Source organism: Vibrio anguillarum (assembly GCF_003390515.1).
GTDB lineage: Bacteria > Pseudomonadota > Gammaproteobacteria > Enterobacterales > Vibrionaceae > Vibrio > Vibrio anguillarum.
On sequence record NZ_CP031479.1, the window covers coordinates 607,891 to 632,509 of the forward strand.

21 protein-coding genes and 5 tRNA genes are annotated in these 24,619 nt (G+C 44.7%); 8 read left to right on the forward strand and 18 right to left on the reverse strand.

The window, feature by feature from the left end; genetic code table 11:
• Window positions 1–25: 25 nt before the first annotated feature.
• From DD616_RS06875 to DD616_RS06895, 5 genes are all read right to left on the reverse strand, one after another.
• Window positions 26–102: transfer RNA gene (locus tag DD616_RS06875), tRNA-Pro, on the reverse strand.
• A gap of 56 nt (window positions 103–158) precedes the next feature.
• A tRNA-His gene (locus DD616_RS06880) sits at window positions 159–234 on the reverse strand.
• A 75-nt stretch (window positions 235–309) separates the two neighbouring features.
• Window positions 310–386, reverse strand: a tRNA-Pro gene (locus DD616_RS06885).
• Window positions 387–535: 149 nt separating this feature from the next.
• Window positions 536–611 (reverse strand) — tRNA-His (locus tag DD616_RS06890).
• A 43-nt stretch (window positions 612–654) separates the two neighbouring features.
• Window positions 655–731, reverse strand: a tRNA-Arg gene (locus DD616_RS06895).
• 298 nt (window positions 732–1,029) lie between these two features.
• Here DD616_RS06895 and DD616_RS06900 point away from each other — a divergent pair.
• Entirely contained in the window at window positions 1,030–1,437 is a 408-nt protein-coding gene (locus DD616_RS06900; protein ID WP_088718017.1) for a c-type cytochrome, read from the forward strand.
• A 69-nt stretch (window positions 1,438–1,506) separates the two neighbouring features.
• Here the strand turns inward: DD616_RS06900 and rep are convergent, their stop codons facing one another.
• The gene (gene rep, locus DD616_RS06905) at window positions 1,507–3,525 is read right to left on the reverse strand and encodes a DNA helicase Rep (protein WP_017048508.1); all 2,019 of its coding nucleotides are present in this window, start codon (window positions 3,523–3,525) and stop codon (window positions 1,507–1,509) included.
• A gap of 139 nt (window positions 3,526–3,664) precedes the next feature.
• Between rep and DD616_RS06910 the strand changes: the two genes are divergently transcribed.
• From DD616_RS06910 to ubiK, 4 genes are all read left to right on the forward strand, one after another.
• On the forward strand, window positions 3,665–4,276 hold the full coding sequence (locus DD616_RS06910; protein ID WP_013855653.1) for a TetR/AcrR family transcriptional regulator: 612 nt from the start codon (window positions 3,665–3,667) through the stop codon (window positions 4,274–4,276).
• An 18-nt stretch (window positions 4,277–4,294) separates the two neighbouring features.
• A complete protein-coding gene (locus DD616_RS06915; RefSeq protein ID WP_013855652.1) occupies window positions 4,295–5,401 on the forward strand; it encodes an efflux RND transporter periplasmic adaptor subunit in 1,107 nt (368 codons plus the stop codon).
• An 11-nt stretch (window positions 5,402–5,412) separates the two neighbouring features.
• A complete protein-coding gene (locus DD616_RS06920) occupies window positions 5,413–8,535 on the forward strand; it encodes a multidrug efflux RND transporter permease subunit (protein WP_013855651.1) in 3,123 nt (1,040 codons plus the stop codon).
• A 122-nt stretch (window positions 8,536–8,657) separates the two neighbouring features.
• A complete protein-coding gene (gene ubiK, locus DD616_RS06925; protein WP_010319855.1) occupies window positions 8,658–8,909 on the forward strand; it encodes a ubiquinone biosynthesis accessory factor UbiK in 252 nt (83 codons plus the stop codon).
• A 192-nt stretch (window positions 8,910–9,101) separates the two neighbouring features.
• Here the strand turns inward: ubiK and ilvC are convergent, their stop codons facing one another.
• On the reverse strand, window positions 9,102–10,586 hold the full coding sequence (gene ilvC / locus DD616_RS06930; RefSeq protein WP_013855650.1) for a ketol-acid reductoisomerase: 1,485 nt from the start codon (window positions 10,584–10,586) through the stop codon (window positions 9,102–9,104).
• 143 nt (window positions 10,587–10,729) lie between these two features.
• Here ilvC and ilvY point away from each other — a divergent pair, with 143 nt between their 5' ends.
• Window positions 10,730–11,620, forward strand: coding sequence for an HTH-type transcriptional activator IlvY (gene ilvY, locus DD616_RS06935; protein ID WP_208872113.1), 891 nt, complete (start codon window positions 10,730–10,732; stop codon window positions 11,618–11,620).
• A gap of 65 nt (window positions 11,621–11,685) precedes the next feature.
• Here ilvY and hemN read toward each other — a convergent pair whose 3' ends face one another.
• From hemN to DD616_RS06960, 5 genes are all read right to left on the reverse strand, one after another.
• On the reverse strand, window positions 11,686–13,074 hold the full coding sequence (gene hemN / locus DD616_RS06940; RefSeq protein ID WP_096036752.1) for an oxygen-independent coproporphyrinogen III oxidase: 1,389 nt from the start codon (window positions 13,072–13,074) through the stop codon (window positions 11,686–11,688).
• 138 nt (window positions 13,075–13,212) lie between these two features.
• A complete protein-coding gene (locus DD616_RS06945; RefSeq protein ID WP_017042451.1) occupies window positions 13,213–13,701 on the reverse strand; it encodes a DUF2489 domain-containing protein in 489 nt (162 codons plus the stop codon).
• An 8-nt stretch (window positions 13,702–13,709) separates the two neighbouring features.
• On the reverse strand, window positions 13,710–14,264 hold the full coding sequence (gene yihI / locus DD616_RS06950; RefSeq protein ID WP_013855646.1) for a Der GTPase-activating protein YihI: 555 nt from the start codon (window positions 14,262–14,264) through the stop codon (window positions 13,710–13,712).
• Window positions 14,264–14,902 (reverse strand): class I SAM-dependent methyltransferase, encoded by a 639-nt coding sequence (locus DD616_RS06955; protein WP_013855645.1) that lies wholly within the window; start codon window positions 14,900–14,902, stop codon window positions 14,264–14,266. The genes yihI and DD616_RS06955 overlap by 1 nt, the downstream gene beginning before the upstream one ends.
• A 216-nt stretch (window positions 14,903–15,118) precedes the next feature.
• A complete protein-coding gene (locus tag DD616_RS06960; protein WP_013855644.1) occupies window positions 15,119–15,736 on the reverse strand; it encodes a c-type cytochrome in 618 nt (205 codons plus the stop codon).
• 167 nt (window positions 15,737–15,903) lie between these two features.
• Here DD616_RS06960 and yihA point away from each other — a divergent pair, with 167 nt between their 5' ends.
• Window positions 15,904–16,602 carry a ribosome biogenesis GTP-binding protein YihA/YsxC gene (yihA, locus tag DD616_RS06965; RefSeq protein ID WP_088733007.1) on the forward strand — a complete coding sequence of 233 codons (699 nt, stop codon included), beginning with the start codon at window positions 15,904–15,906 and terminating at the stop codon, window positions 16,600–16,602.
• A gap of 510 nt (window positions 16,603–17,112) precedes the next feature.
• Here yihA and spfP read toward each other — a convergent pair.
• From spfP to hemB, 3 genes are all read right to left on the reverse strand, one after another.
• Window positions 17,113–17,160: a small protein SpfP gene (gene spfP, locus DD616_RS17545; RefSeq protein WP_438356636.1), complete on the reverse strand. Its 48-nt coding sequence runs from the start codon at window positions 17,158–17,160 to the stop codon at window positions 17,113–17,115.
• A gap of 194 nt (window positions 17,161–17,354) precedes the next feature.
• Window positions 17,355–20,147: a DNA polymerase I gene (gene polA / locus DD616_RS06970; RefSeq protein ID WP_029189929.1), complete on the reverse strand. Its 2,793-nt coding sequence runs from the start codon at window positions 20,145–20,147 to the stop codon at window positions 17,355–17,357.
• Between the two features lie 733 nt (window positions 20,148–20,880).
• Complete coding sequence (gene hemB, locus DD616_RS06975) at window positions 20,881–21,927, reverse strand: porphobilinogen synthase (RefSeq protein WP_026028265.1); 1,047 nt, start codon at window positions 21,925–21,927, stop codon at window positions 20,881–20,883.
• A gap of 186 nt (window positions 21,928–22,113) precedes the next feature.
• On the opposite strand from hemB, the gene DD616_RS06980 reads away from it, so the two are divergent.
• Window positions 22,114–22,875 carry a TatD family hydrolase gene (locus DD616_RS06980; RefSeq protein ID WP_105977175.1) on the forward strand — a complete coding sequence of 254 codons (762 nt, stop codon included), beginning with the start codon at window positions 22,114–22,116 and terminating at the stop codon, window positions 22,873–22,875.
• 280 nt (window positions 22,876–23,155) lie between these two features.
• Here DD616_RS06980 and tatC read toward each other — a convergent pair whose 3' ends face one another.
• The 3 genes from tatC to tatA are packed head-to-tail and all read right to left on the reverse strand — an operon-like array spanning window position 23,156 to window position 24,616.
• The gene (gene tatC, locus DD616_RS06985; RefSeq protein WP_010319843.1) at window positions 23,156–23,908 is read right to left on the reverse strand and encodes a twin-arginine translocase subunit TatC; all 753 of its coding nucleotides are present in this window, start codon (window positions 23,906–23,908) and stop codon (window positions 23,156–23,158) included.
• 60 nt (window positions 23,909–23,968) lie between these two features.
• The gene (gene tatB, locus DD616_RS06990) at window positions 23,969–24,376 is read right to left on the reverse strand and encodes a Sec-independent protein translocase protein TatB (RefSeq protein WP_013855639.1); all 408 of its coding nucleotides are present in this window, start codon (window positions 24,374–24,376) and stop codon (window positions 23,969–23,971) included.
• Window positions 24,377–24,379: 3 nt separating this feature from the next.
• Window positions 24,380–24,616, reverse strand: coding sequence for a Sec-independent protein translocase subunit TatA (tatA, locus tag DD616_RS06995; RefSeq protein ID WP_010319841.1), 237 nt, complete (start codon window positions 24,614–24,616; stop codon window positions 24,380–24,382).
• Window positions 24,617–24,619: the final 3 nt, after the last annotated feature.

The window sequence follows — 24,619 nt, forward strand, 5'->3', positions numbered from 1 at the left end:
GTCTTTCGACTGAGGCTTATTAAGGTGGTCGGTGAAGAGGGATTCGAACCCCCGACCCTCTGGTCCCAAACCAGATGCGCTACCAAGCTGCGCTATTCACCGATATATCTCTTTCTTCTCGATTTTCACCAAGAACGGAAACCGAAGTTACCGAATAATGGGGTGGCTAACGAGACTTGAACTCGCGACAACCGGAATCACAATCCGGGGCTCTACCAACTGAGCTATAGCCACCATCAAACTTTGCAATAACCGCTTGCTTGCCGTTATTTTTCTTTTCATTTTTAACCAATGAGAAGAAAAGAAGAGTGGTCGGTGAAGAGGGATTCGAACCCCCGACCCTCTGGTCCCAAACCAGATGCGCTACCAAGCTGCGCTATTCACCGATACAAATTCATTTTTTGGAATAAACGAGAGAGAACTCTCTGCTACGCTATTCCTAACATCATGATGCACTATCAAACTAGTTTATTCATCGATGTAAATCTTTTTTTCTCGACTTTCACCAAGAAAGGAAACCGAAGTTACCAAATAATGGGGTGGCTAACGAGACTTGAACTCGCGACAACCGGAATCACAATCCGGGGCTCTACCAACTGAGCTATAGCCACCACTGTTTTGCCAATTTGCTACTTATTTACATAAGTATCCGGATGGCGCGCCCGAAAGGATTCGAACCTTCGACCTTTGGCTCCGGAGGCCAACGCTCTATCCAGCTGAGCTACGGGCGCATGCCCTATCGGCGGAGTGGAATAATACGGAGTTCACACTAGGGCGTCTAGTACTTTTTCAACTTTTTTTATCGTTTGACGCCTTTTTCATCAGATAACCATTATTACCTCTATAATAAGGATGTGACTCACCCCTTGAAGATCGCAACTTGTTGTTTATTGCAACAACTTATCGGGATATAATCACCCAATATTTACATTGATTTAACAGCTTGAATGGCTTTTAAATCAGCCACACTCTAAATCTAAGTATAAATAGGTAAGCATGAACTTACCTTTGGAATATAAAGTGAGTTTAATGGATATGTCTCGACGAATCATAAGCGTGTTATTCGCTGCTTTAACCTTTTCTAGTGTTGCATTGGCAACCAGCCAAGCTGAATACGATGCCATTGCTGATCGCATTAAACCTGTAGGTGATGTTTACTTAGCGGGTAGTGAACCCGTTGCGGCAGAGCCGACAGGCCCTCGTGATGGCGCGCAAGTTTATGGTACATTTTGTATCGCTTGCCACTCTACAGGCATCAGTGGCGCACCTAAAATTGGCAATGCCGAAGAGTGGGCTCCACGTATCGCCCAAGGTAAAGATGTATTGAAAAATCATGCACTGCAAGGCTTTAATGCCATGCCAGCTAAAGGAACCTGTATGGATTGCTCTGACGACGAAATCGTTGCCGCCATTGAGCATATGATTGCAGGTCTTTAATACATTAAGTCCTATAAAACAAAGGGTTGGCTTTAATTCCAAACCTTTGTTTTTATTATTTTTTAAGCACTATTTCTTAAACATGGCAGCGCGCAAATTAGCAATATGACTTTGCCCTTTCGCCATGCGCTCTTCTTGACTTACTGGCTTTTTGCTCTGTTCCCACTCAACATCGTCAAAGGGTAATTCATCCAAAAAGCGACTTTGTGTGGGTTTAAGCAGTTCCCCGTATTGACGACGTTCTTTACACATAGTGAAAGTCAGTTCTCGCTGCGCGCGAGTTATCCCGACATACATCAAACGACGTTCTTCTTCGACGTTGTCCTCATCGATACTGGTTTGATGAGGAAGAATACCTTCTTCAGTGCCAATCAAATAAACGTAAGGAAATTCAAGACCTTTCGATGCATGTAGTGTCATCAACTGAACGGCATCACTCTCATCCTCTTCTTCACTTCGCTCCATCATGTCGCGTAGGGTTAAGCGCTGTACAACTTCTTTGAGTGATTTTTCTTGTTGGTCATAGTTGTCACCTTCAAGGTCGGCTACAATCCAAGAATAGAGATCAGAGACGTTTTTCATACGCATTTCGGCCGCTTTGGGGCTGGAAGAGGTTTCATACAGCCAATCTTCATAATGAATATCTCGGACTAACGATCGCACCGCTTCAACGGTATTGCCTCGTTCAGCTTGATCTGAGATAGCCACTAACCATTGCGTAAACTGACGCAAGTTGTCGAGCCCTCTTCCAGACAAATGATGCTCTAAGCCAAGTTCAAAACTAGCCGAAAACAAGCTTTTGCCACGCATATTGGCGTAACTGCCCAATTTCTCTAACGTGACTGGGCCAATTTCTCGTTTTGGCGTGTTCACTATGCGTAAAAAAGCATTGTCATCGTCAGGGTTCACCAACACTTTGAGGTAAGCCATGATGTCTTTAATTTCGGCTCTGGCAAAAAATGACGTTCCACCGGATAACTTATAAGGCACGCGGTTTTGCAGCAGCGATTTTTCAATTAAGCGTGACTGATGATTACCGCGGTACAATATCGCGTAATCACGATATTCGGTGCGATTAAGAAATTTATGCGCAATCAGTTCACCAGTGACCCGCTCCGCTTCATGATCTTCATTTTTCGCCAGCAGAACTTTGAGTTTTTCACCCTCAGGGATCTCAGAAAAAAGCGTTTTCTCATACACGTGTGGGTTGTTGGCAATCAGAATATTGGCCGCTCTCAAAATACGGCTGGTTGAACGGTAGTTCTGCTCAAGCTTAATCAGTTTAAGATTTGGGTAATCTTGCCCCAGCAACACGAGGTTTTGCGGTTTCGCCCCTCGCCAAGAATAGATGGATTGATCATCATCACCCACCACGGTTAAACGGCCACGTTCTCCAACCAACAATTTCACTAACTCGTATTGACTGGTATTGGTATCTTGATATTCATCCACCAGCAAGTAGCGAATGCGGTTTTGCCAACGCTGACGAACTTCGGCGTTGTTTTGCAATAACAGCACCGGCATTAAAATAAGATCATCAAAATCGAGCGCGTTATACGCTTTCATTTGCTTTTGATAAAGATCGAAGCAGTAAGCGAACAGCTGTTGTTGTTCACCTTGAGCAAAACCTTTCGCTTGCTCTGGCGTCAACATGTCGTTCTTCCAGTTGGAGATGGTGCTGAGTAATTGGCGCAGCAGATCTTTATCGCCCTCGAGCTGTTTCTCTGTCAACTCTTTGAGCAGCGCAAGCTGATCTTGGTCGTCAAACAGAGAGAACCCCGCTTTCAAGCCCAAAAATTTATATTCCCGACGGATAATATTGAGGCCTAAAGTATGAAATGTGGAAACGAGCAGCCCTTTTGACTCAGCTTTTCCAAGCGTTTGTGCTACCCGCGCCTTCATTTCTCGAGCGGCTTTGTTAGTAAATGTAACGGCAGCAATGTTGCGCGCTTTATAATCACACTGTTGAACCAAGTAAGCGATCTTGTTGGTAATTACGCGCGTTTTACCCGAGCCAGCCCCCGCCAATACTAGACATGGGCCCGATACATATTTGACGGCTTCGTCTTGTCTTGGATTCAGCTTCATGAGGTACTCGTATCACTTTTATTTGGGCCGTCTATGATAATGCCGCGCTTTACTGATTACTACGTCATTCACCATAAGATTTTTGTCATTTTACTACACTAGTGTATTGCATAAGGGGCTATAGTTTGGTCTATAATGAATGAACGTTCATTCACTGTGGGATGTCAGCATGTCTAACTGTATTCACGTGGATAAGTACCAGCAGATATTGGTGGCTGCTGAAAAGCTGATCGCTGAATCTGGATTTCAAGGCTTATCGATGCACAAATTAGCCAAAGAAGCCGGTGTCGCAACGGGAACAATTTACCGTTACTTTGATGACAAAGATCATCTTCTTGTGACAGTTCGCTTACACGTTTGTCAGCATATTGCTGACGCGGTGCAAGCCAATATTGATGATGAGATGCCTTTGAAAGAACGCTTTAAAATGATGTGGCTTAATATCTGGGAATTAGCACAATCAAGCAGTGCAACACTCAGCAACCGAGTTCAATATGAATCATTGCCAACAACAATCAGTTGCAATGTTAAGGAACTTGAGCGAAAAATGTTTGCCAAAGTGGATTTACTATTTGATCAAGGTAAAGAGCAGGGATTATTCAAGCCGTTGGATAACCAGATTTTGTCTGCTTTAAGCTTCGAAACAACGGTCGCCCTTGCCCGTAAAAAAGCGATGGAATGTTATCAACTGGATGACAGCGCACTCAGTGCCGTGATTGACGCCAGTTGGGATGCAATTACTCAACACTAACTTGGAGTTCTGACTAGAATGAAAAAGTGGACATTCTTTATGTTACTTATCGCCTTCCTACTGTTTGGTAGCGTGATAGGTTTTAATCTGTTTAAACAACAAAAAATTGCCGAATTCATGGCCAACCGTCCTGAACCTGAATTTCCAGTGACAGTGACTGATGTAACTCCTGTTGATTGGATCCCAGTGATTGAAGCGATTGGTTTTATTGAACCCAATCAAGGCGTGACACTGACATCTGAAACAAGTGGCGTGATCGATAAGATTTCATTTGAATCAGGGACACAAGTTGAGGAAGACCAACCTTTAGTTTTGCTTGATTCTGCGGTTGAGAAAGCGAATTTAAAAAGCTCACAAGCTCGCCTACCTGCTGCAAAAGCGAAATACGAACGCTATAAAGGTCTATTCGCTAAAGGGTCGATTTCAAAAGAAGCTTATGATGACGCCGAAGCAAACTACTACTCTTTGTCTGCAGATATTGAAAGTTTAAAAGCTTCCATTGATCGTCGTGAAATCAAAGCTCCCTTTGCTGGTGTGGTGGGTATCCGTAATGTGTATTTAGGCCAATACCTACAGCCAGGCACCGATATTGTTCGCTTGGAAGATACCAGTGTAATGCGTCTGCGCTTTACCGTTCCACAAACGGATATTTCACGTATTTCATTAGGCCAGCAAGTAGATATTTTTATCGATGCTTATCCTAATGCAGCGTTTACAGGCTCCATTACTGCGATTGAGCCTGCCGTTAGCGTTCAAAGTGGTTTAATCCAAGTGCAAGCCGATATTCCAAATAGTGACGGTAAACTACGCAGCGGTATGTTTGCTCGTGCCAACATCATCCTGCCGAAATTAGAAAACCAAGTCACGCTTCCTCAAACCGCCATTACCTTCACCCTGTATGGTGATAATGTTTACGTGTTGAAAGAAGAAGATGGCGTTAAACGAGTAGAGCAGCGCGTTGTAAAAGTAGGTGAACGCAAAGGTGCTGTGGCGCATATTTTAGAGGGTGTACAAGATGGAGACATCGTGGTCACTTCAGGTCAAGTGCGCTTAAGTAACCATTCGAAAGTTCGGGTAGTCGAAAGTAATGCGACTACACCACCTGCTGAAACACCGATGCTGTAATTGGAGGAATCATGCGTTTTACTGATGTTTTTATAAAACGTCCAGTGCTCGCGGTATCGATCAGCTTTTTGATAGCTCTGCTTGGTTTTCAAGCTATTTTCAAAATGCAGGTTCGTGAATACCCTGAAATGACGAATACCGTTGTTACAGTGAGTACAGGCTATTACGGTGCAAGTGCCGACTTAATCCAAGGTTTTATCACTCAACCTTTGGAACAAGCAGTCGCACAAGCCGACAACATTGATTATATGACTTCTTCTTCGGTATTGGGTAAATCAACGATTACCGTAACGATGAAGCTCAATACCGATCCCAACGCTGCACTTTCAGATGTGTTAGCAAAAACGAACTCGGTACGCTCACAGCTTCCTAAAGAGGCCGAAGATCCGACGGTAACTATGTCTACCGGCTCAACCACCGCGGTGCTGTATATTGGTTTCACTAGTGATGAACTTAGTTCAAGCCAAATTACTGACTATCTTGAGCGTGTATTTAACCCTCAAATATTCACCGTCAACGGCGTCTCTAAGATTGACTTGTATGGTGGCATGAAATATGCCCTTCGTATTTGGCTTGATCCAGCAAAAATGGCAGGACTACAGCTCACTGCGGGCGATGTGATGAACGTGCTGAATGCCAACAACTATCAATCAGCAACAGGACAAGCCACTGGCGAATTCGTGCTGTATAACGGTAGTGCCGATACGCAAGTGTCAAATGTCGATGAGCTGAAAAACCTGGTGGTTAAAACGGGCGACGGCAATGTTATTCGCCTAGGTGATATTGCAAACGTCACGCTAGAAAAAAGCCATGATGTTTACCGCGCAAGTGCAAACGGCCGAGAAGCGGTTGTAGCAGCCATCAACGCAGCACCTAGCGCAAACCCAATCAACATTGCTCAAGATGTGCTGGATCTGTTACCGCAGTTAAAGCGTAATCTACCAAGTAACATCGAAATGAACGTGATGTATGACTCCACGGTAGCGATCAATGAATCGATCCACGAGGTCATAAAAACCATCGCTGAAGCCGCCTTGATCGTACTTGTCGTCATTACTCTATTCCTAGGCTCCTTACGTGCCGTTATCATCCCGATTGTTACCATTCCACTATCCTTAGTTGGTGTTGCTATGGTAATGCAGGGAATGGGCTTCTCATGGAACTTGATGACACTGCTAGCGATGGTATTGGCTATCGGCCTTGTGGTGGATGATGCAATCGTTGTACTAGAAAACGTTGACCGCCACATTAAGCTGGGTGAATCACCATTTCGTGCCGCGATTATTGGTACTCGTGAAATCGCCGTTCCGGTAATTGCGATGACGCTGACACTGGGCGCCGTTTATGCACCGATAGCGATGATGGGTGGCATAACAGGCTCACTCTTTAAAGAGTTTGCACTCACGCTGGCTGGTGCTGTATTTGTTTCAGGTATTGTTGCACTGACACTTTCACCCATGATGTGTTCTAAAATGCTTAAAGCGCACGAAGAGCCCAACAAGTTTGAACAAAAAGTGCATGGATTACTTGATTCAATGAGTAACCGCTACGCGAAATTACTCGAGAAAGTAATGCAGCGCCGTCCTGTCGTGATTGCCTTTGCGGTGATCGTGTTTGCCAGCCTGCCTATGCTGTTCAAATTCATTCCAAGTGAGCTTGCCCCTTCTGAAGATAAAGGCGTGGTCATGTTAATTGGTACGGGTTCTTCGAATGCGAACTTGGACTATTTACAAAACACCATGAATGACGTGAATACGATTCTGTCTGAACAGCCAGAAGTCCAGTTTGCTCAAGTCTTTACCGGTGTTCCAAGCTCCAACCAAGCGTTTGGTATTGCCTCAATGGTACCTTGGAGTGAACGCCAGGCAAGCCAAGCTGAGGTTGCCACTCGAGTCGGCACCTTAGTGCAAGATATTCCAGGCATGGCCGTGACGGCCTTCCAAATGCCTGAACTTCCCGGCGCAGGCTCTGGATTGCCAATTCAATTTGTCATCACTACACCCAATAGCTTTGAAAGTTTGTTTGCTATTGCCACTGAAGTGCTAACAGAAGTGAAAGCAAGCCCGATGTTTGTGTACTCCGATTTAGACCTCAATTACGATTCTGCGACGATGAAAATCAATATCGACAAAGATAAAGCTGGGGTTTATGGCATCACGATGAAGGATATTGGCACGACATTAGGGACCATGATGGCGGATGGCTATGTCAACCGCATCGATCTCAATGGCCGCTCTTATGAAGTGATCCCACAGGTTGAACGTAAATATCGCCTCAACCCTGAATCGATGAATCACTACTTTGTGCGTGCCGTTGACGGAAAAATGATCCCATTAGGAAGCCTAATTACCATTGATGTGATTGCAGAGCCGCGCTCACTGCCGCACTTTAACCAGCTAAACTCGGCAACCGTCGGAAGTGTACCGGGCCCAGGAGTTGCAATGGGTGATGCGATTACGTGGTTTGAGGATGTTGCCGCGACTAAACTGCCCGCTGGCTACAACCACGATTATATGGGTGAAGCGCGTCAATACGTGACTGAGGGAAGCGCACTCTACGCGACCTTTGGTTTGGCACTCGCCATCATCTTCTTGGTACTGGCGATTCAATTTGAGTCGTTAAAAGATCCATTGGTTATCATGGTATCTGTTCCTCTCGCCATTTGCGGAGCATTAATTGCACTGGCTTGGGGCGCAGCAACCATGAACATCTACTCGCAAGTAGGGTTGATTACACTGGTTGGTCTTATCACCAAGCACGGTATTCTTATTTGTGAAGTGGCGAAAGAAGAGCAGCTACACCATAACAAGTCTCGCATCGAAGCGGTGATGGAGGCAGCCAAAGTGCGTCTTCGCCCAATTCTAATGACGACAGCAGCGATGATTGCAGGTTTGATCCCGTTGATGTACGCAACGGGTGCAGGTGCAGCTCAGCGCTTTAGTATTGGTATTGTGATTGTGGCAGGTCTTGCGATTGGTACACTATTTACGCTATTCGTACTGCCTGTAATTTACAGCTATCTAGCCGAAAAACATAAGCCACTGCCTGTGTTTGTTGAGGATAAAGACCTCGAAAAGCTAGCCAGAGTTGACGAGGCCAAAGCAGCACAACGCCGACTCGCTGAAAATAAATAACACCATATAATTAAGACTGCTTCAAAAAAGGCCACCTCAGTGGCCTTTTTCTTACCTTGAATAACGACATTCTCAGCTCAATTGCTTAGAATGGAGACAAACTGACAGGAGTGTAAGCCGCTATGTTTGACCCTAAAAAACTTGAGCAAATTGCCAAACAAATTCACGATTCAATGCCTCAACCCGTAAAAGATTTGGGTGCCGACGTTGATCAAAAAATTCGCCAAGTGATCCAAGGCCAATTAAATAAATTGGACGTGGTGAGCCGTGAAGAATTTGATGTACAGACTCAAGTATTGATGCGTACTCGCCAAAAGCTCACTGAAATGGAGCAAAAATTGGCCGAGCTAGAAGCGAAAATCACCGCCAAATAATATTGCCCGGTTGAGATAAAAATTTCCCAGTAAAAAAGGCTTGGTCAACGGCGACCAAGCCTTTTGTTTTATATTGTGTTTGCTTTTGTATTTATTCTCTCCAGTTAGTCTGGAGCTTTACGTCATCATTCTCGTCATTCAAAAGGGGCGAACTCTCGGCCCCTTCTTAACCACCGGAAGGTGAATTAGCCTTTAGCCACCGACGGCAATGCGTTTCATATCTGTCATGTAACCGCGCAACTCTTCACCGATGTACTCAACCGGATGGTTGCGAAGAATTTCGTTAACTTCAATCAAGGTCGCGTTATCAACGAAATTCGAGCTTTCACCAAGGCCTTTACCAATCACATCAGTAGATACTTTTGGCATGAACTTTTCGCGCAGTAACGGTGTTGCGACATTGGCAAACAGGTAATTACCATACTCTGCCGTATCAGAAATAACCACGTTCATTTCATACAAACGCTTACGTGCTACTGTGTTGGCAATCAGTGGCAGCTCATGCAGGGATTCATAGTAAGCTGACTCTTCAACAATACCGGAAGCCGTCATAGCTTCAAATGCCAGCTCAACCCCAGCGCGAACCATGGCAATCATCAAAATACCTTTGTCGAAGTACTCTTGCTCAGTGATCTGTACATCAGACTGTGGGTAGTTTTCAAACGCAGTTTCACCGGTTTCAGCACGCCAACCCAGTAAATCAGCATCATCGTTAGCCCAGTCAGCCATCATAGTGCTAGAGAAATGACCAGAAATAATGTCATCCATATGTTTGTTGTACAGTGGGCGCATCAAGTCTTTAAGCTCTTCAGACAGCTCAAACGCTTTGATTTTTGCTGGGTTTGATAGGCGATCCATCATGTGAGTGATGCCACCAAATTTCAGCGCTTCGGTTACCGTTTCCCAACCGTATTGCAGCAGTTTACCTGCGTAACCTGGGTCAATACCTTCTGCTACCATCTTCTCATAGCACACAATCGAACCCGCTTGTAGCATGCCACACAAGATGGTTTGCTCGCCCATAAGGTCCGATTTTACTTCGGCAACGAAAGAGGATTCCAAACAGCCAGCACGATGACCGCCCGTTCCCGCCGCCCAAGCTTTTGCGATATCCCAACCTTCACCTTGAGGGTCATTTTCTGGGTGAACAGCAAGCAAAGTCGGCACGCCGAAACCACGCTTATACTCTTCACGCACTTCGGTTCCCGGGCACTTAGGCGCCACCATCACAACCGTGATGTCTTTACGGATCTGCATCCCCTCTTCAACCACGTTGAAGCCGTGAGAATACCCCAATGCTGCACCTTTTTTCATCAGCGGCATGATGGTTTCGACAACATTGCTGTGCTGTTTATCTGGCGTTAGGTTAATGACCAAGTCTGCTTGAGGGATGAGCGTTTCATAGCTACCCACTTCAAAACCGTTCTCTTTAGCATTTTTATAGGACTGACGCTGTTCGTCGATCGCCGCTTGACGCAATGCATAAGAGACATCAAGGCCAGAGTCTCGTAAATTTAGACCTTGGTTTAAACCTTGTGCACCACAACCGACAATCACCACTTTCTTACCTTTGAGGTACTCGGCTTCGCTTTCAAACTCAGAGCGATCCATAAAGCGGCAACGACCAAGTTGGTCAAGTTGTTGGCGTAGATTTAGGGTATTGAAATAGTTAGCCATGTTAGCGCTCTCCTTTAAAGATTCTTTCCATCAGGTCGGTTTCTAGAACCGAATAAACTGATACTAAAGCAGACATCAAGTTGCTTAAAGTGATATATTCACAATTAGTTATTGCAATTTATGCAACGTGATGTGATTAACTTATGAACATTAAAAACCTGCAGATGTTTATCCATCTGTGTGAGAGTAAAAACTTCAGTAAGACCGCCGCCGCGATGCACATCAGCCCATCCGCGCTCAGCCGGCAGATCCAGAAGCTGGAAGAAGAAACTAGCCAAAGCTTATTTGTGCGTGATAATCGTAGCGTTGAGCTAACGCCAGCAGGCAGTAAACTGGTTCCTGTTGCACTCAAAATCATTACAGAGTGGCAGCAATATAACGTACAAATGAAAAACCAAAACAGCGTATTACAAGGGGAAATTCGCTTGTTTTGCTCAGTCACCGCCAGCTACAGCCACCTGCCTCAGTTACTGTCCGATTTTCGAGTTCGCCATCCGTATATTGAGTTCAAACTCTTGACTGGCGATCCTGCTCAAGCGATTGATAAGATTTTGAATGATGAAGCGGATATTGCCATTTCAGCCATGCCCGAACAGCTACCAGCTCGCGTTGAATTTGAAACGATTGGTGAAATACCCTTATCGGTGATCGCGCCGCTCGGGATCAGTAGCTTTATCGAACAACTGCAAAATGACACACCCGATTGGTCAGTTGTCCCTTTTATTGTTCCTGAAGCGGGAACGGCAAGAGATAGAGCCAATGCATGGTTTAAAAAAATGAAGATCAAACCCAATATTTACGCGCAGAGCTCAGGGCATGAAGCGATTGTCAGCATGGTCGCGCTCGGTTGTGGTATCGGCATTGCGCCAGATGTGGTGATCAACAATAGCCCGGTGAGAGATAAGATCCAGCGCCTTAAATTAGCCCCCGTAAAACCATTTCAGCTCGGTGTGTGCTGCAAACGCTCACAGCTTGATAACCCATTAATCAAAGCATTGTGGGATGTTGCAGCGCATAAATACCTGACACCATAGCTCATCCCTCTTTTCAAAGAAAAAGCCACTGACGAGCAGTGGCTTTTTGATTCATGGTAAGGGCGTTAAATTACCCGCGAAAATTGTTGCTGACGAGCACGAACACGCAAGTATTTATCAAAGCACATGCAGATGTTGCGGATCAACAACCGCCCGCGCAAAGTCACGCGGATCTCTTTTTCATCGACTTCCACTAACTCATCATCAATAAAAGTTTGTAGTAACTCAAGATCTTGCTTGAAGTAGTGATTAAACGTCACGTTAAACTGTGCTTCAATTTGGCTTTTATCCAATTTGAAATTGCAGATAAGCTGCTTGATCACTTCGCGACGAAGTAAGTCATCACTATCCAGTGCCACCCCTTTCCAGAGTGCATGACGTAACTCATTGACTTGCTCATAGTATTTTTTCAGCTCTTTTTGGTTCTGCGCATACGCATCCCCAATCATTGAAATGGCTGAGACACCAAAGCCAACTAAGTCGCAGTTACCTTGCGTGGTATAACCTTGAAAGTTGCGATGTAAAATGCCTTCACGCTGCGCGACGGCCAACTCATCATTGGGCAGAGCAAAATGGTCCATGCCAATGAACTGATAACCAGCACCCGTTAAGGTCGCGATCGTGTCTTGTAATATGGCCAGTTTTTCTTCCGCCGTAGGTAGATCTTCATCTTTAATCTTACGCTGCGCAGCGAACAGCTGCGGCATGTGCGCGTAGTTAAATACCGACAATCGACCCGGCTTCATCTCCAACACTTGCGCTAATGTTTTAGCAAAAGAGCCTTTAGTCTGCTTAGGCAAGCCGTATATGAGATCAAGGTTGGTTGAGCGAAAACCCAGTTGTTTAGCTCGTTCCGCCATAGCAAAAATAAAGGTTTCATCTTGCTCGCGGTTCACCAGCTTTTGCACTTCTTTGTTGAAATCTTGTACGCCGATGCTCAGGCGGTTAAATCCTTCGCTGCGCAGGTGATCAAGCATCTCTAACTCAATTTCACGCGGATCAACTTCAATACTGATTTCTGCGTCATTTTCAAAGCGGAACTCACCACGCAAAATGGCCATTAAACGGCTAATTTGCAATTGAGTTAAAAAGGTTGGTGTGCCGCCACCGAAATGCAGTTGTGTGACTCTACGGCCATGCAGCAAAGAGGCTCGTTGGCGAATCTCATGTTCGAGCACATCCAAATAGTCGTCGGCTTTATGCGAATGACGGGTAATCACCTTATTACAACCACAGTAGTAACAAAGTTTGTGACAAAACGGGATATGAATATAAAGCGAAAGTGGCCTGTCAGAGTATTGGGCACACGCCATATCATAATCGGCAATAGTAAATGCTTCATGGAATTCAAGTGCTGTAGGATAAGAGGTATAACGCGGGCCTGAATAGTTATACTTATCTAAAACAGCTTGATCCCATACGATCTGTTGGCTGGGTACGACTTGCGAAGACATGCTGTGCTTTCCGTTCGAAACTTTGACGGGCTATTTTGCCACATGACAATGATGGACGTCGGGTGACAAAACGAAATTTGTGTATAAATGTTCTAAACTGCTAACGCGATCACTCACTCGAAAGAGGCAGTCGAGCCATTACATCATTTGAATCGGAATTTGACTATTCAAAGGGGCAATGCGTTTTTGCAGAACTTTTAACTCTTCAACAATCGCATCCATTAAACGGGCCTCCGCCTTTTGGCGCACTAAGTTATGCTTCATTCGCTCTTGTTTAGCGAGTTGGCTGCGCTCTTCGCCACGCGGCATATCCTTCACTATAGAATAAAGTTCGGAAATAGCGGGATACGAACTATCAAAGTCGATTCTCTGTTCGCCTTGAACATAATCCATAATGCAGTAGACACGGATGCTGATCTCGGAGAGATCACATTGGCCTTGAATCCCAGCCATGCAAAGCGTATTTACGCTATCAAAAATATTTGCATTGCGTTTTTCAATGGCCAATGTTTGATGTTGAAGCTGCAAATCCTTTTGCTTTTTCAGTTGCAGCAGAAGGTAACCAGCGTAAGACGCTAAGCCGAGAATAATGATTCCACCAGCAATGGCTAACAAGGTTACATTCATGGCACTTTCTATCCTTTTAAATCATTTAGGTCGAAGCCTTCAAAATCTGATAATAAATCATCATCTGAACGTGATTTTTTGGCACTACCGCCAGTCACGATTGGTTCGAAAACATCTTCTTGCTCTTCAGCATACAGACCAAGTTGCTTCATCAGTGCTTCAATACGATCGAGTTTCTCATCAACGTATTTTTGTAAGCCGGCACCTAAGTTTTCGCCATTATCAATACGATCGAGCAACACGTTCAATTGCGCATCATTTTCCAGCATTTCGAGCTCTTGCTCAGCCGACAAACGACGCTCTTGCTTGGTCATTTTCTTCGCTGGCTCAACCACCAGAGGAATTTTTTTCTTGCTGCCTAAACGTGGATCGCGCGCTTTAGCGGCTTCTCGCTGCTGCTGATCTGAACCATCGGAATGGCGGCTACCCGCTTTCAGACCTTTCTGTTTTTTAACTCGCTTACGCAAACGGCCTTCAACATCTGCCTCACTGCGATTACGCGTGACAATCACGTCGCCTTCACCGGCTGAACCCGGCTTTCTCGATTTTTTACTACGGCTCATTACTGGGGTTTCCTCAGTAAAATTACATCATTACCAATAAATTCAAGTTCAAGCTCATCCCGCTTGGCCAAGTACTGGAAGGTTTCACGACTAAAAAAGATCACATGTGTGAGATCATTTTTGTAGTGCCACCCAGCAAACGCCTCCACGTCTTTGACTAGTTTGGTCATTAACCCAATCCAGCCTCCTGGCTTAACTAAATTTAACCATTGCTGCCAAACTTGGTGCGGCTTATGTAAATGCTCAATCACTTCAGTGGCAGTCATAAAATCATAGGTCGCCTGCAACACCTTTTCATCTGGATGAAAAAAGATATCGTATAACGACATTGTGTGCCCAGCCTCTTCCAACATAATGGATAAGGTTGGCCCCGGCCCACAACCAAAATCTAACCCGTTAGATGCCGGAGAAAGCCTCTCCAACATCGGTGCACAAACGCGTGACAAAAACTGGCGATAACCCCTATCCTGCGGGTTATTTTCATGCAAATCATAAAATGCTTTTTCCGCTTTTTCATCAAGACGATGTTCAGGGCTAACAAACACAAGTGCACAGTGTTGGCACTGCAGATAAGGGCGAACTTTATCGGCAAAATAAGGAACTATTTGTTCACTAAAACATAATGGGCAAATGTGCATGTAACATCCTCAAACAGGGATGCGCAACATACCAGAAAGTGGCATTAGAGTGGAGAGTCAGCGCGTATTTTTTCACCAGCTAGGCAAAAAAAGATAAAAAAAGCGATAGGTAAGCCGATCATTGAGCAAAAAATTACGTTTTCTTCGGCACAAAAGAAAACGCCCTAGCTCAGTGCTAAGGCGTTTTCAAACAACAGTGCTCGAACGGTGTAGGGTTTAGTGAAGGCCGCCAACGTATTTAGAAAGTATTTCGATGTCAGTGTCGCTGAGCTTTTTCGCGACATCACGCATCATGGCATTCATATCATTATTACGAGCGTCATCGCGGAATTTTTGCAGTTGAGCTTTGATGTAGTCAGCATGCTGACCAGAAATTTTAGGGAAACCTGAAAGCTCAGTACCATTACCACGTGGACCATGACACGCAATACAAGCGGTTAAACCACGCTCTGCATCACCTGCGCTATAAAGTGCTTTTCCTTTCACTGCAACGTCTTCAGGCGTTGAGTTCGCTGAAATAGTTTGTGATGCAAAATACGCTGCAAGATCAGCTATATCTTCGTCGCTAAGAGGCATCGCCATGGCACTCATTACGGGATCGTAACGACCTTGTTTGCCACCGCTTGTCATTCCCAGCTTGAGATCATGCAATTGCTTCTCTATGTATTTCTCATGCTGACCAGCAATTTTAGGATAGATTGTAAGTAGACTATTGCCATCAGCACTGTGACAGGCAACACACGTTTGGGATTTTGCTTTACCAGCTTCAATGCTGCCTTGGGCCCACACTGAGCAGCTGGCTAAAAGACTCAAGATTAGCGCTAATTTCTTCATGACATTCCATTTATAATTATCAAGCTTCCAGTACCACTTTGCAGTTGCTACTCACTCTCAGTGGCGACTCATGGTACAATAGGCGACCTTATGCCGAGCACGGTTATTTTACACAATTTCACAAAAAAGTAATCAATCGACTACACAAAGTCGAGATGGAGTTAACAGTGAGCGTAAAAATTCATTATCAAAACACGCATTTCATTACCAGTGCGCCTGACATTCGTCATCTACCTGATGATGAAGGGATCGAAATTGCGTTTGCAGGACGCTCCAATGCAGGTAAGTCGAGTTCGTTGAATCGCTTAACGAATCAGAAGAGCTTGGCTAAAACCAGTAAAACTCCGGGTCGAACCCAACTGATCAACCTATTTAAAGTCACTGAAGGTTGTCATATTGTGGATTTACCGGGCTATGGTTTTGCTCAAGTTCCTTTGGAACTAAAGAAAAAATGGCAAAAATCATTAGGTGAATACCTACAAAAGCGTAAGAGCTTAAAAGGGCTGGTTGTGCTAATGGACATTCGCCATCCGATGAAAGATCTCGACCAACAATTGATTTCTTGGGCTGTCGATTGCTACATCCCAGTACTAGTACTACTGACTAAAGCGGACAAGCTAAAAAGTGGCGCACGTAAAGCTCAAGTGTTAAAAATTCGTGAAGAGGCACGCTCTTTTGGCGGCGATGTCACTGTCGATGCTTTTTCATCATTGAAAGGCTTAGGCGTCGATGTGCTGCGTAACAAATTAGATACGTGGTTTGCACCCGCACTCGCACATTTAGCCGAGCAAGAAACAGTGGAAGAGATGGATGAGTGTGACTCAACTCACTTAGAAGAGAATTCAGACCATTCTGCACAGCACTAATTCAGAAGAACACTAAAAATCGTGACTCCAACAGAGCCCTACCTAATCGTGGGGCTTTTTTATAGGCTTTAAATCCAAATGCGAACGGCAAAGAGAAAAATCCCCACCATCCTGGTGGGGCAACGGGAGAGAAGTAGGAGGTAATTTATTATTGTTTTGCTAAGCATTCCTTAATCCCTCCAACTTTTCAATAGGTCAAAGAGTCATCAATTCACTCACCCACAGAACACTCCTCTGGCTCACCCCAATAAAATCAACATAACATAATGAATATTAATAATATTTAAACATATTCTTTGTGTTTGAGGCGAACTTGATTTCTCATTAGAAATAATCAAAGTGTGACTGTTAGCCAGTTACAGAATTGGGTGTTTATAAAAGAAACAAAGTAACTACTCAGCAATAGAATAGTGTGTTTGTATCACCTAAATTCTCGTAAAAAACAGTGATGAATATTTTCTTTAGCCCAATAAAAAACGCCCCAGTCAAATACTGACTGGGGCGGCTGAATCAGCCTAATCCAATAACGTGAAACAAAAGGTCTGAAAGATAGAACATCTTACCTCTGTACCCTACGAGAGTTAATGTATAACAAATGGTCAGAAATGAAAACTATTTTTGTAGTTTTTTTTCATGAAAATTTTATTAAACAACACAAAGTTTAAAATCAAGAACACTTGTTTCTAGGCCATAAAAAAGCCGACATTTGTGCGTCGGCTCATGTAAATTAGCTAATTCTGCTTAAAAAACAACTAATGCGCCTGATCCCAGTTGTCTCCATGACCAGTATCCGCGACCAATGGCACCGCTAGCGTTGCCGCTGATTCCATCAATTGTTGTACTTTAATTTCAATTTCGGCTAAAGCCGTCTCTTGCACCTCAAACACCAGTTCATCGTGCACTTGCATCAAGAGTTTAACGCGTCCCTGTCCATGCTCCTCAATCCAAGCATCGACTAATAGCATCGCTTTTTTGATGATATCCGCCGCCGTACCTTGCATTGGAGCATTGATCGCGGCACGTTCAGCGGCTTTGCGGCGCATCCCATTACGCGATTTAATTTCAGGCAGATGCAAACGGCGACCAAATAAAGTTTCAACATAGCCAAGTTCACTAGCCGTAGAGCGTGTATCTTCCATGTATTGCATCACACCAGGATAACGCTCAAAGTATTTATCCATATATTCTTGGGCTTCATAACGAGGAATGCCGAGCTGCTTAGCTAAACCAAAGGCGCTCATCCCGTAAATCAAACCAAAGTTAACCGCTTTCGCACGGCGACGCTGCTCACTGCTGACTTGCTCAATACTCACTCCAAGAATTTCAGCCGCGGTCGCTGCATGGATATCTTTCCCTTGCTGGAATGCTTCAAGCAGCGCTTTATCGCCGGACAAATGCGCCATAATCCGCAGCTCAATTTGCGAGTAATCGATGGCCAGAATTTTCCAGCCATGAGGAGCGATAAAGGCTTGACGGATCCGGCGTCCTTCTTCGTTACGGATCGGAATGTTTTGCAAATTTGGATCGGTTGAAGACAAACGACCAGTGGCGGTTACAGCTTGGTGATACGAGGTATGCACTCGCCCTGTGGTTGGGTTGATCATTTTAGGCAGTTTATCGGTATAGGTTGATTTCAACTTAGCTAAACCACGATGTTCAATGATCACTTTAGGCAGAGGGTAACCGTCGAGTGCCAACTCTTGCAGTACTTCTTCATTGGTGGAAGGTGTACCTGTTGGCGTTTTCTTAATCACCGGTAGCCCCATCTGTTCAAACAAAATGGTTTGCAGCTGTTTTGGTGAGCTTAGGTTGAAAGGTTGACCCGCGATATCAAACGCTTGTTGTTCTAGTTGCTCTAAACGAGCAGCGATTTCATGCGATTGCGCGCCAAGCAACATATCATCAATCATCACGCCTGTACGTTCCATACGTGACAACACGGGAACAAGAGGTACTTCTATCTGTTGGTAGATGCGATTGAGCTTCTCATCTTGCTCAATATGACTCATCAAACGGTGATGAAGTCGCAAAGTCACATCAGCATCTTCCGCAGCGTACGGTGCCGCTTGCTCAAGTTCGATTTGGTTGAAGGTCAGCTGGTTTTTACCTTTGCCCGCCACCTGTTCAAATGAAATACAGCTGTGTTGCAAGAATCGTAGCGCCAAACTGTCCATATCATGTTTGCCACCGACGCTGTTGTACACATAAGATGCGAGCATCGTATCGTGCTTGATGCCTTTCATATTGATACCGTAACGCGCAACAATGCTGGCATCGTATTTTAGGTTCTGCCCCACTTTGGCTTGGCTTTCATCTTCTAAAATGGGTTTAAGTTGGGCGAGTACCCAATCACGGTCCAGTTGCTTTGGTGCGTCAAGATAGTCATGCGCAACAGGAACATACGCTGCAACGCCCTCTTCGGTCGCAAAAGAGAGGCCAACTAAATTCGCTACCATATAATCGAGGCTGTCGGTTTCCGTATCAAACGCAAACACTTCTGCCGCTTTCAGTTTTTCTAACCAAGTATTAAATGTCTCTTCATCTAAAATGGTTTGATATTGGCTGCGATCAATCGTGGCGGCGGTTGTATCCATCTCCCTTGCTTGTGAAGAAGAAGTGTTTACCGCACCCACTTTTTCATCAGCGTCAATCACCCCATTACCACCATCTAGCAATTCTGTTAGCCAAGATTTAAACGTGAGCTGACCATAAAGTTTAATCAACTCATCAATATTGGGCTGGGTTTTGCACAAGGTTTCTGGTTTCTCTTCCAAAGCGACATCCAGCTTGATGGTGGCTAATTGGTAAGAGAGAAAAGCGTTTTCACGGTTATCCGCCAGTTTTTGCGCCATGGTTTTAGAGCCGCGAAAACCCAATTGCGCAATTTTATCGAGGTTATCGTAAATTTGCTCTAGGCTGCCAATGCCTTGTAGTAACGCAATCGCTGTTTTCTCACCGACACCCGGTACACCAGGAATGTTATCAACTTTATCGCCCATCAAGGCCAGATAATCGATGATAAGCTCAGGAGGGATACCGAATTTTTCAATCACCCCTTCACGGTCAAGTACCACATTCGTCATGGTATTGATCAAGGTGACATTCTCGTCCACTAGCTGTGCCATGTCTTTATCACCAGTGCTGATCAGCACTGGCATGCCAGCTTGTGATGCTTGAGAGGCTAGCGTACCAATCACGTCATCGGCTTCGACACCTTCAATCGATATCAGCGGTAGCCCCATCGCACGGATAACATTGTGCAACGGCTCAATCTGACAACGTAGATCATCAGGCATTGGTGGACGGTTAGCTTTGTATTGTGGGTACATATCATCGCGGAAGGTTTTTCCTTTCGCGTCAAAAATAACCACCATACGCTCAGCGGAAAACTGGCGCATCATGCTACGGAGCATATTGACCACGCCATAGACAGCATTAGTTGGAATTTCGCCATTACTCATGGTGCCTGGGTAGGCATGAAATGCACGGTAAAGGTAAGAAGAGCCATCAATCAGAATGAACGGGTTGTCAGGTATGCGAGCCATAGTCTTTGCAATCCAAAGCGAGTACGAAATGTAATGACTAAGGATGCCATGACTGTCTTGAGGATTCCACGCCAATGCACCTTGAACAACGAAACATTTTGCTGATTTGTCCACCACCGCAAATGACATTCTGTGGATAACTCTGTTCATAGTTTTTATCCACTGGTTATTAAACAGTGATTGACGAGGAAAACAATGGTGTTAACTCATTGTTTATAAATGAATAAAACAAAGATCGAACATTCCTATCATGATCTTTTTACGATCATTGATTGTGGAAAAGACTATCGATGGCCTTTTATTCACAACAAAAGCATCCTCTTGAAAATGAGCGATAAAAAAAGCGACACCCGAGGATGTCGCCTAGCAAAAACAGGTAAAACTAAGTGAAGTGATTCATTCAGCCTTACGATAAAGCTATAAATTACACTGGAAGCAATGTGAGCAATGTCGTGTCAAAAAGAACTTGCGCAAGTTCGTCGCCAATTTGTCTTGTTACTTTTAACACCTAGCAATTCGTTAATCGTAAACTCGACGTCCTTGTGAACTTCGCCATTCCCTAAGACATGGTTAATAATAATGATTCTCATTTAATTATCAACCCCTAAATGAGAAAATATCTCATTTATTTTCTAATCATGCTAAAAACACCTACCCATCTATTTCATGAAATCTTTTTTTAATTGATTTTCAAATAGATAGGAAAATTCGCTCCCCTGCCTAAATTCACAACTTAGTTGTCTTGATGTAAATATTGTGCCGTTTTGGCGTTATCTTCTGCCAGCCACTGCGCAACGTCTTTAGCAAAATAGGTTAAAATGCCGTCTGCCCCTGCGCGTTTAAAGCACAATAATGACTCCATTACGGTTTCACGTTCTTTAAGCCAACCATTTAAAATGGCTGCTTTATGCATCGCATATTCACCAGACACTTGATACGCAAACGTAGGAACTTGTAATTCAGATTTCACGCGGCGCACCACATCAAGGTATGGCATGCCGGGCTTCACCATCACCATGTCAGCCCCTTCATTGATATCCATCGCCACTTCGTGAATGGCTTCATCGCTGTTGGCCGGATCCATCTGATAGTTTTTCTTGTCTCCCCCTTTCAGGTTCGAAGAGGAACCAACCGCATCGCGGAATGGGCCGTAATAACATGACGCGTATTTCGCAGAGTAAGCCATGATCTGTGTGTGAATAAAACCCGCCTCTTCAAGCGCTTCGCGGATCTTACCAATTCGTCCATCCATCATATCGGAAGGGGCAACCACATCGGCACCGGCTGCAGCGTGAGACAGCGCTTGTTTGATCAACACCTCGGTGGTCTCATCATTCATCACATAGCCACTTTCATCGATGATGCCATCTTGGCCATGGGTCGTGAAAGGATCCAGCGCGACGTCGGTAATGACACCCATTTGTGGTATATGCTCTTTTAATAATTTCACCGCACGTTGCACTAAGCCGTCAGGATTATGTGCTTCAGCAGCACACAAGCTTTTAGCATCTTGATTAACCACTGGAAAAAGTGCGATGGCTGGCACGCCGAGATTAGCCAAATACAGCGCTTCTTCGAGCATTAAGTCGATAGAGAGACGCTCAATACCGGGCATAGACTCCACTGGCTCGCGGCGATCTTTACCCATCAAAATAAACATGGGATAAATTAAATCATTAACCGATAACTGATTCTCAGCCATCAAACGGCGGCTAAAATCATGCTTGCGTAAGCGACGCATGCGACGCCCTGGGAACTGACCTTGAATGGATACTGACACTCTCTTCTCCTTGTTTATACGCGGTGTGAGAAAGCATTCTTTCTTCACTACCGCTATCGCTCAAGTGTGGCGAAATCATATCACTCTCGCTTTTTGACGCTAGCGCCAATCGACAAAAATCAGAAAAATGACCTCAGGCTCACACTTCCGTATACTGTTCTCCCATTCTCTGTTTATCGAGACACCATGATTGACACTCACGCTCACATTTATGCCACTGAATTTGATCACGATCGAGATGAGGTCGTGCAACGCGCTAAGGCGCAAGGCATTGAGGCTATTTTGTTGCCCAATATCGATCTTGCCTCCATTGAGCCTATGCTTAAAACAGAAGCGGCTTACCCTGAACTTTGCCGATCGATGATGGGGCTGCACCCATGCTATGTGGATGGAAATGTGAAGCAAACGCTAGCGGTTATCGAATCTTGGCTAGATAAACACCCCTTTATCGCCATTGGTGAAATTGGCATTGATCTATATTGGGACAAAACCTTTCAGGCCGAACAAGAGATGGCTTTCGTCACTCAACTTAATTGGGCCAAAGAGCGCGATTTGCCTGTTGTCATCCACACCCGTGATTCCATCACTCAAACTCTACAACTGCTGGAAAAAGAGCAAGATGGCTCACTTAGCGGTGTATTCCACTGTTTTGGCGGCACGCTTGAAGAAGCTAAAGCCATTAATGAGCTAGGGTTTCATCTTGGGATTGGTGGTGTATCAACGTTTAAAAATGGCGGTATGGATAAAGTATTACCGCATCTCGATATGAACTTTGTTCTGCTAGAAACAGATTGTCCCTATTTAGCCCCTGTCCCTCACAGAGGTAAGCGCAACGAACCAGCTTACACAACGCTAGTTGCCAAACGCATCGCAGAACTCACCGAACTCTCGTTGGTTGAAGTGAATAACATTACAAACACTAATGCTAACTCACTGTTTAAATTATAATTTATAGAACTATAGATAGAATGATATACACATTAACGTGATATATATCACAAAAATAGTTATGCAAACACTATAGTATGCGGCAAAATTTTAATACATAAACGTGGCTAATATGTGTGAACATGGTAATCACTTACAACGTCAACATCGAACCTTCTGGCAAAAACTTCTGGGCATCAAGGAAGTCTATCGATGCTCTCAGTGCGGTTATCTTTTGAAGATTAAATAGTCCACTATCATAGGTACAAAAAAAGCGGCTATTCGCCGCTTTTTTCATGTATTAATGACTTTCATCTTCCGGCTCTTCCTCATCTTTGCGCACATAAAAACGAGCAAAGAAAAGTCCAACCTCAAACAATAAACACATCGGAATGGCGAGCAAGGTTTGCGACACCATATCAGGCGGCGTCAGTAACATACCCACCACAAATGCCCCAACCACGATATAAGGCCTTTTCTCACTCAAGGTTTTCGGCGTCGTCGCCCCCGTCCAACACAGTAAAATGATGGCGACGGGAACCTCAAAGGCGATACCAAAAGCGAAAAAGAGCGCAAGCACAAAATCGAGATAACTGGCAATGTCCGTTGCAAACTCAACACCGCCTAAAGAGATAGCCGTAAAAAAGCCAAACACCAGCGGAAATACCACAAAGTACGCAAACGCCACACCGCAATAGAACAACAACGAGCTTGAAAACATCAATGGCATGACTAAACGGCGTTCATGCTTATACAAACCTGGAGCGACAAAGGCCCAAATTTGATAAAGGATGAAAGGCACCGCGAGAAAAGCGGACGCGATCAAAGTAAGTTTGAGTGGCGTGAAAAAGGGCGAGGCAACATCGGTCGCGATCATCGTCGCCCCTTCAGGCAAACGCTCAACCAATGGTTTGGAGACAAAATCGTAGATGTCGCTAGAGAAATAGACTAAGCCGATAAAAATCACGATCACCGCAGCTATTGAACGCAATAAACGATCGCGTAGCTCTAGCAAGTGACTGATTAAAGGCTGTGTCTGCTCAACGGAAGACATATCGAACCTCGTATAAATAGAGCATAAGAGGAGGAGTTACAGTGGTAGCAGTAACTCCTCCTACAGAGATGAGTCGGCTTTCTTATCGGCCGTTTCAGGCGACGAAATCGTTGTAGCGGGAATCACTTCAACGCTTTGTTCATCGTGCTCTGTTTTTGTTTCAGAGGGCGATGAGTTCGCATAAGGGCGTTGTACATCTTGCGCAGCCTGCTTGAGCTGATCCACAGAAGATTTCAGCTCTGGAGATAAATTTTCCATTCCCATTTGCTCTGCTTTACGCAAGTTTTCTTGCAGCTCTTGAATTTTGAGCTCATGTGCTAATTCATCTTTAACACTGTTCGCCATGTTCTTTGCTGTGCTAACAAATTTTGCCACACTGCGAATAGCATGAGGTAAACGCTCAGGGCCAAGAACGACCAACGCGACAACCGATATTAATACCAGCTCCCAAAAACCGATATCAAACACGTGTTAGGCCTGCTCTTTATCTTTTTTAGTCTCAGCAGTCGCTTCTGTCTTCTGCTGCTCTATATTTTTAGGTTCAAAATCTGCGTCTTTCTTGGCTGGCTCTTCATCGCTCATCGCCTTTTTGAACCCCTTAACCGCACCACCGAGATCGCTACCGATACCACGCAGTTTCTTGGTTCCAAATAGTAATACAACAATCACGGCAATAATTAGAAGTTGCCAAATACTGATACCACCCATTCT